Source organism: Protofrankia sp. Cr2, from assembly GCF_963555885.1.
Taxonomy (GTDB): domain Bacteria; phylum Actinomycetota; class Actinomycetes; order Frankiales; family Frankiaceae; genus Protofrankia.
The window spans coordinates 20,995-27,385 of the sequence record NZ_CAUVXG010000018.1 but is presented as its reverse complement, the minus strand read 5'-3'; the positions used below and the strand labels follow the sequence as shown (position 1 = coordinate 27,385).

The following is a 6,391-nucleotide window of genomic DNA, read 5'->3' as shown; positions in this document are numbered from 1 at the left end:
GACGCCGCGTCCCTATTGCCGGTCGCTCTAAACCTCGGTAGCTGTCAAATGTGGTATGGACGCTGTTTCCAGTGCCGCTGAGCCTTTTCGAGTAACCGCCTGTTGCGTTGAATGATCAGGTGGTCCGGTCGTGTTCGACGCGTAGGATTACCAGGGCCTCAGCAAGATCGCTCTACGTAGCGATATCTCACGCTTGATTCCGCCACGCACAATCGTCAGGCGAGAAGGCGCCCCTCGGGTGCGGACGGCACGAAACTCTGCCGTGCATGACAGTTCCGACAGCCCCGGACTGTCATGCGGATGCGCTCAGCGCGGTGGCCGCGTCGTTGAGACCAAGCACCGTCACCGGTACGGTGACGGAGTCCGGTACGCGCACCAAGAAAATCTGGGTCCGCGAAACAATGATTTTCTTGCCGGTCACGGCCTCGTGGTGCCCGGTGGCAATCACGTCAGGACTGCTGGCGGACAGCGTCGCGGCTGGTGGGCCGGTCGGGGTCGGTGTCACGGAGTCCGCCGAGTACAGGGCCACGAACGCCAGGGTCGCGTCGCCCGATCGAGCCGCGCACAGGGAGGGCGCGGTTTCCTGACCGGCGAGCGCCGCCAGATCCCCTGCGCTGGAGGCCTGCGAGTCCACCCGGTCGAACTCCGCCAGAACAGCCCGCGCAGCAGACGCACCAAAGGCAGGCACGCCGGTGGACGGCGTCGACACCGCCGGGCTCGCCGTGTCGTTTCCGCAGCTGGCAAGGATCCAGCCGATCATCGGTAGACGTCATCGGGTCGGTGACGATTACACGGCGACCTGTGGAGATCGCGACCCGCGCCACGCAATGTCTCAACAGATTCACGGGATTGCCGAGTACACCCGACCCGCGCATGCGACGCTGAAGCATGTCTGCACTGACACAGAGTTGCCGCACTGTCCGGGGAGAAGCACAGACGTCGTGCGAAAGGCCTTCGGATCAACACCACAAGAATCACAGCACACTGGTGGAACGGATCTGTCCGGCGTCATCACCCTGGCCGCGATCGACAATGACCGCATGCTGCTGGAGGGACTGCGCTCCTGGCTCGCCTCGCAGCCGGATCTCGACCTGGTACGGACGTCGGCGACCGTGCCCGAATATCAGCCGAGGCTCTCCTCTCAGGAACAGGCCGTGCTGGTCGCCTATGCCACCGGGAGCACTCTGCAGGCCGCAGCCCGGCGCGCCGGGGGGTCACCTATGGCACCGCCCGCGTCTACCTGCAGCGGGTGAAACGCACGTACAACGAGGCCGGCCGTCCCACCTACACCACGCTCGACCTCGCCGCCCGCCCCTCCTCCGGGAAGCCCACCTCGCGGTGGACCGCTCAGCCGACGGCTAGGGGGCATGGCCGGGCCTGTGGGAGTCCCGGTTCGGTAGAACTGCCGAACCGGGACTCCCACAGGTCGTCGCCACTACCAGGCGGCGGTACCGCCGTCGACGTTGAGCAGCGCGCCGGTGATGCCGCCGCCGAGGTCGCTGGCGAGCAGCCGGGCCATCGCCGCGACCTCCTCGACGGTGTTCAGGCGCTTGATCGCGGACTCGTCCGCATACGTCTGGAGGAACTCCTCATAGGTGATGCCGACGCTGGCCGCGGCCACGGGCCCGGCATCCTTCATCATGTCCGTCTCGACCGCGCCGGGGCAGATCGCGTTGCAGGTGATCCCGGCGGTGCCGTACTCGAACGCCGTCGCCTTGGTGAAGCCGTTGATCGCGTGCTTGTTGGTGATGTAATGGCTGACAGCAGCCTTGTTAGCCTGCTTGCCCTCGACGGAAGAAATGTTGATGATCCGCCCCCAGCCGTTGGCGAGCATGGACGGCACGGCCCGCCGGGTGGCCCAGAAGACGGCGTTGATGTTCCAGTTGAGGGCGGTGCTCCATGCCTCGTCGGTCAATTGGTGGATCGGGGCGAACCCGTCGCTGCCACCGGCGTTGTTCACCAGGATGTCGACACGGCCGTAGTTCGCGACAGCGGCGTCGATCAGCCCCTCCACGTCGCTTTGGAGCCGAACGTCACCGGGCACGAACTGCGCCCGGTCGCCGACCGCGAGCTCGTCGAGGGCTTCCTTGCCCTTTACCTCGGAACGGCCACTGATCACGACGTTGGCGCCGTCGGCGAGGAGCACCTCCACGATCCCGCGGCCAATGCCACGGCTGCCTCCGGTGACGACAGCGACACGTCCGTCGAGAGTCATGCGTACGACCTCCTGGTCGGAATACGGGTAGTCGGAAAACAGGTGGTCGGAAAACGGGTGCCGGTCACCGCAGGTCGTCGGTGCCGGCCTGCGCGGTGCCAGCCTGCGCGGTGCCGGCCTCGTCGAGGAACCGGTCGATGACACGGTGGAAATGCTGGACGCCGGGCTCGTTGCGGCCGAAGACGAAATCCGTGCCGTCAAGCGCGGCGAGTCCCCGCGCCACACCGAAGCCGGTCGAATAGTCCTCATCCAGCACGACGTCGTGGAACCAGTCGCGGGTGGTGTCCGCGACCTTGCGTTCCTCGTCGTCGGCCGGTGGACGACGCAGCAGGATCAGCTGCTGGGTACGGGACTCCTCGGGGGTGCGGCCGGGCAGCACGAGGGACACCGAGACCGACTGGCGCCAACCCCCGGAAACAGCCAACCCGGGAAACAGCCAGAAGATCGCACCGACGCAGCTCGCCGGGTCCCACGTCTGGGGTGGCTGCGTGGACGCCTCGGCAATGGTCCGCAGCGCGAACGCGTTGCGTTGGTGCGGACCCCAGCTGTCGAACGCGGCCATATTCGACAGGTTGGTCTTGTAGACCGTCGTCGGGTGCAGCGCGGCGAAGTGGTATCCCTCGAGGTACCCGTCAACCGTGATCTTCCAGTTCGGCCCGGGTAGCACCCGCGTGGAGTGGTGATGACACCCGGCGAGCCCCAGCCCTTCGAGCAGTGGCTCAAGATCACCAAGCCAGTCGTCGAGGTCGAGCGGACGACCCGGGGTGAGCCCGACGAAGATGATGCCGGCCCGCTCCTGCGCGGGCAGCGACACCAGCCCGGTACGGTCACGGTCGACTGGCCCGAAGGTCTTCTCACCGCCGATGCCGACGAGGCAACCCGCCATGTCGTAGGACCAGGCATGGTACGGACACGTGATCCGTTTCGCCCGGTTCGTCCGGCCGACGCCCTCCGCGACCAGCTCGGAGCCCCGGTGGCGGCAGGCGTTCACGCTGGCGTGAACGACACCAGCGGCGTCCCGGGTGATGAGCACCGGGATGTCGACGACCTGTATGGCCTTGTAGTTACCCGGCTCGGGCAGCTCACAGGACAGCGCCAGTGGCAACGGGACCCGCCGGTGGATGGCGTCGATCTCGTCACGCCACCGCTGCGGGTCGGAGTAGTTGCGAACGGGCTCACGCCACTGCGTCGGTACCTGCTCCGTTGTCTGCTCCCGATAGAGACCGACCAGCCGCTCCATCACCGAGCGCGCGTCGCGGCCCACGACGGTGTCAGCGCTGCTGTCCAACGCGGGGGTGTAGACGGGTGCAGAGCCGTCGGCTCCCGCGCGAGCGCTAGCGGCGGCGGAAGCGGAAGCGGAAGCGGAAGCGGAAGCGGAGGAACGAGTCGTGTCAGTGGTGGTCATCGGACGGACCCCTTCAATATAAAGATCATTTTCACCTGCACGTCCGAAGCCTCTTCCATCACGATTCGGATGCTATGACCCTTATCACATCGCCTTAACTAGAGGATGTCAACAGTTACTTTCCTCGAGACCGGTGGCGCTCCACGAACATCGAGCCCACCGGCTCCCGCCCGCACCGACACACCCGAGAGGCGGGTATGCGTGGGTCGGCCACGGCTCCCGGCGCGGCGGCGACAGTCCGGACCTGCGCGTCCGCCCCGAAGTAGTTACTGTAGTGAACGTCGATATAGTCACCGACCGCAACGGGGCCTGAGCGACGACGGCCAGCCGGTCCAGCTGCGACGGCGATCACAGCACGGCCACACCCGCCTGTTTCTTGACTCGGATTCCCAAAAGACGCAGCATGACCGGAATCACACACCGATGGTCGGATCAGTGCCCACCCAGCGCTTCCCGGCCGTCAGGCAGCATCACGACAGCTCATGACATGACAGATCATGAGATGACACGCCATCGGGCACGGTTCAGCGCCTGACGAGGAGAGGCAACACCGATGACGCAGTTAGCGACCGGCACAGACCCGGACTCGCTCGACGAAGCGGCCCGCGCCACACTGACCGACCTCGTCATCCGAGGCATGCGGCGTGGCTCGGCCCCGGAACTGGACCGTCTGGTGAATGCCGGGCTGGCACTGGCCAAGGGGCCGGTGACGATGCCCACCGTCGACGCCAGAACGCTCGTCGGCGGCTGGTCCCGTCTGTCGGCCGGTTCGCAGGCCGAGGAGCGGGTCACCGTCCTCTACCATGCGTTCCTGCCGATCAACCGTCGGTTGCGGGAACTGTGCACAGCGTGGCAATGCCGGCCGGACGGGTCGCCCAACGACCATGGCGACGCCACCTACGACGCGGCCGTACGCGATCAGTTCGACGACGTGCACGCGTCGATCGCACGGATCATCCGCCGACTCGCCGACCCGGTCCCCGGTCTCGGCCACTACCGCGATGACCTGGCCGCCGCACTCGACGCGTTCGACGCCGGTGACGCCTCCGCTCTGACCTCACCGCTGAGCGACTCTTACCACACGGTGTGGATGCGCCTGCACCAGGAGTTGCTACTGCTACTCGGTGTGAGTCGGGCCGAGGACGAGGCGCTGGAGGAACGGCTGGTCGCGGGGTCTGCCGGGTGAACGCTGTGTCGTCCCCCTCCCCCGGCCCGCACCTCGTCCCATACGGCCAAGGGCATGCCCGTGGGCTGGACGCCGCCGAGCTCGGCGTCCACGGAATGGAGATGGACAGCCTCGTGCGGCTGGGGCTGCCGACCGTCCCGGGTCTCACGATCCCGGCGTCACATGCCGGCGACCTCACCGACGTGACGGTCGCCCGCGGCGCGGTCGACCTGCTGTCCGCGCTGGCCGGCCGGCGCGTCGGGCAGGCCGACCGGCCGATGCTGCTGCGACTCGTCGCGAGCGCACCGGTGCCGGCGGCGGGCCTGCCACCGATGGTCGCGGGCCTCGGGCTCTCGCTGGCGACGGCCCCGGCGCTGGGCGTCGCGATCGGCCGTGCGGACACACTGTACGAAACCTGGTCGGCGACAGTGCGGACCATCGCCGAAGGTGCCCTCGGCGTCCCCGCCGACGACATCGACGACCTTGTCCTGGACAACCCCGACCCGGCCAAGCAGCTACACGCGCTACTCGACATGTGCGAACAGCTGGGCAAGGGGCCCTACCCGCAGGACCCGGCCGAGCAGGTCGCCCTCGCCGCCACCGCGCAACTGGCTCGGTGGAACTCCCCGCGTGGACGACGTGCCCGCACGGCGCAGTCACTGCCGGCCGACACCCCGATCGCCTTCCATCTGCAGGCGCTGCTCATCGGGCCGTGGGCACGCTCGGGCCACGGCAGTGCGGCCAGTCGCGACCCCGACACCGGCGCGTTCGCACCGAGCGGGGTGTTCCACCGCGGCGTACGCCGCAGCGAACCGCCGAGTGGACCGGGCGAGCCGCTGGCACAGATGCCCGGTGGCGCCGATCTCCTGCGCGAAGCGCTGGCCACCCTCGAACACCACTTCCGCACCGTCGCACAGGTTGGGTTCGAGCTGAAAGACGGCGAGCTCGCGCTGCTCAGTGCCGCGCCGCTGAGCCATCCCAGCCCCCAGGCGACGGTGCGGCTCGCGGTGGACCTGGCCCAGGCGGGCACCCTGGACAAGGCCACCGCGGTGCGCTCGGTGCGGCCCGAACAGGTACAGGCACTGCTGCACCCCCAGTTGCGGCTGCGCGGCGGCGAGCCGCTGCTGGTACGCGGGCTCGCCGCCTCCCCCGGCGCGGCCAGCGGCCGGATCTCGCTGTCCAGCCTCGACGCCCTCGACCGGGCCGCGGACGGTGTACCCACCATCCTGGTGATGACCGAAACGACACCCGCGGACGTGCCAGGTCTGCTGGCCGCCGCCGCCGTCGTCACGACGGGCGGGGGACTCGCCTCACACGCGGCCGTGGTCGCCCGCGGCGCCGGTCGGCCCGCGGTGTGTGGCGCGTCGAGCCTGCGGGTCGATCCCGCCACGGGCCGGATCAGTGTGGACGGGCGGGAACTACACGAAGGCGACGTCATCTCCGTCGACGGACGCACCGGCGACGTCTACGTCGGCGCGGTCGAGATTCGCCCGGCAGCCCCCTCCGCCGAGCTCGACGTCCTGCTCGGCTGGGCCGACGACCACCGCCGGATCGGGGTGCGGGCCAACGCCGACACCGCGGCCGACGCGGCGAGCGCCGTGCGGCT

6 protein-coding genes are annotated in these 6,391 nt (G+C 68.4%); 3 read left to right on the top strand and 3 right to left on the bottom strand.

Annotated elements, in window-relative coordinates:
• Positions 1-292: 292 nt before the first annotated feature.
• Positions 293-760: a hypothetical protein gene (locus U9978_RS10840; protein ID WP_322760962.1), complete on the bottom strand. Its 468-nt coding sequence runs from the start codon at positions 758-760 to the stop codon at positions 293-295.
• 181 nt (positions 761-941) lie between these two features.
• On the opposite strand from U9978_RS10840, the gene U9978_RS10835 reads away from it, so the two are divergent.
• Positions 942-1,253 (top strand): hypothetical protein, encoded by a 312-nt coding sequence (locus tag U9978_RS10835; protein ID WP_322760961.1) that lies wholly within the window; start codon positions 942-944, stop codon positions 1,251-1,253.
• A 182-nt stretch (positions 1,254-1,435) separates the two neighbouring features.
• Here the strand turns inward: U9978_RS10835 and U9978_RS10830 are convergent, their stop codons facing one another.
• Together U9978_RS10830 and U9978_RS10825 are read right to left on the bottom strand one after the other, a co-directional pair.
• Positions 1,436-2,215 (bottom strand): SDR family NAD(P)-dependent oxidoreductase, encoded by a 780-nt coding sequence (locus tag U9978_RS10830; protein ID WP_322760960.1) that lies wholly within the window; start codon positions 2,213-2,215, stop codon positions 1,436-1,438.
• A gap of 64 nt (positions 2,216-2,279) precedes the next feature.
• Complete coding sequence (locus U9978_RS10825) at positions 2,280-3,620, bottom strand: aromatic ring-hydroxylating dioxygenase subunit alpha (protein WP_322760959.1); 1,341 nt, start codon at positions 3,618-3,620, stop codon at positions 2,280-2,282.
• Positions 3,621-4,173: 553 nt separating this feature from the next.
• Between U9978_RS10825 and U9978_RS10820 the strand changes: the two genes are divergently transcribed.
• Both U9978_RS10820 and U9978_RS10815 read left to right on the top strand, forming a co-directional pair.
• The gene (locus U9978_RS10820; protein ID WP_322760958.1) at positions 4,174-4,806 is read left to right on the top strand and encodes a hypothetical protein; all 633 of its coding nucleotides are present in this window, start codon (positions 4,174-4,176) and stop codon (positions 4,804-4,806) included.
• A partial coding sequence (locus U9978_RS10815) for a PEP-utilizing enzyme (protein WP_322760957.1) occupies positions 4,803-6,391 on the top strand: 1,589 nt, incomplete at its 3' end. The genes U9978_RS10820 and U9978_RS10815, both read left to right, overlap by 4 nt.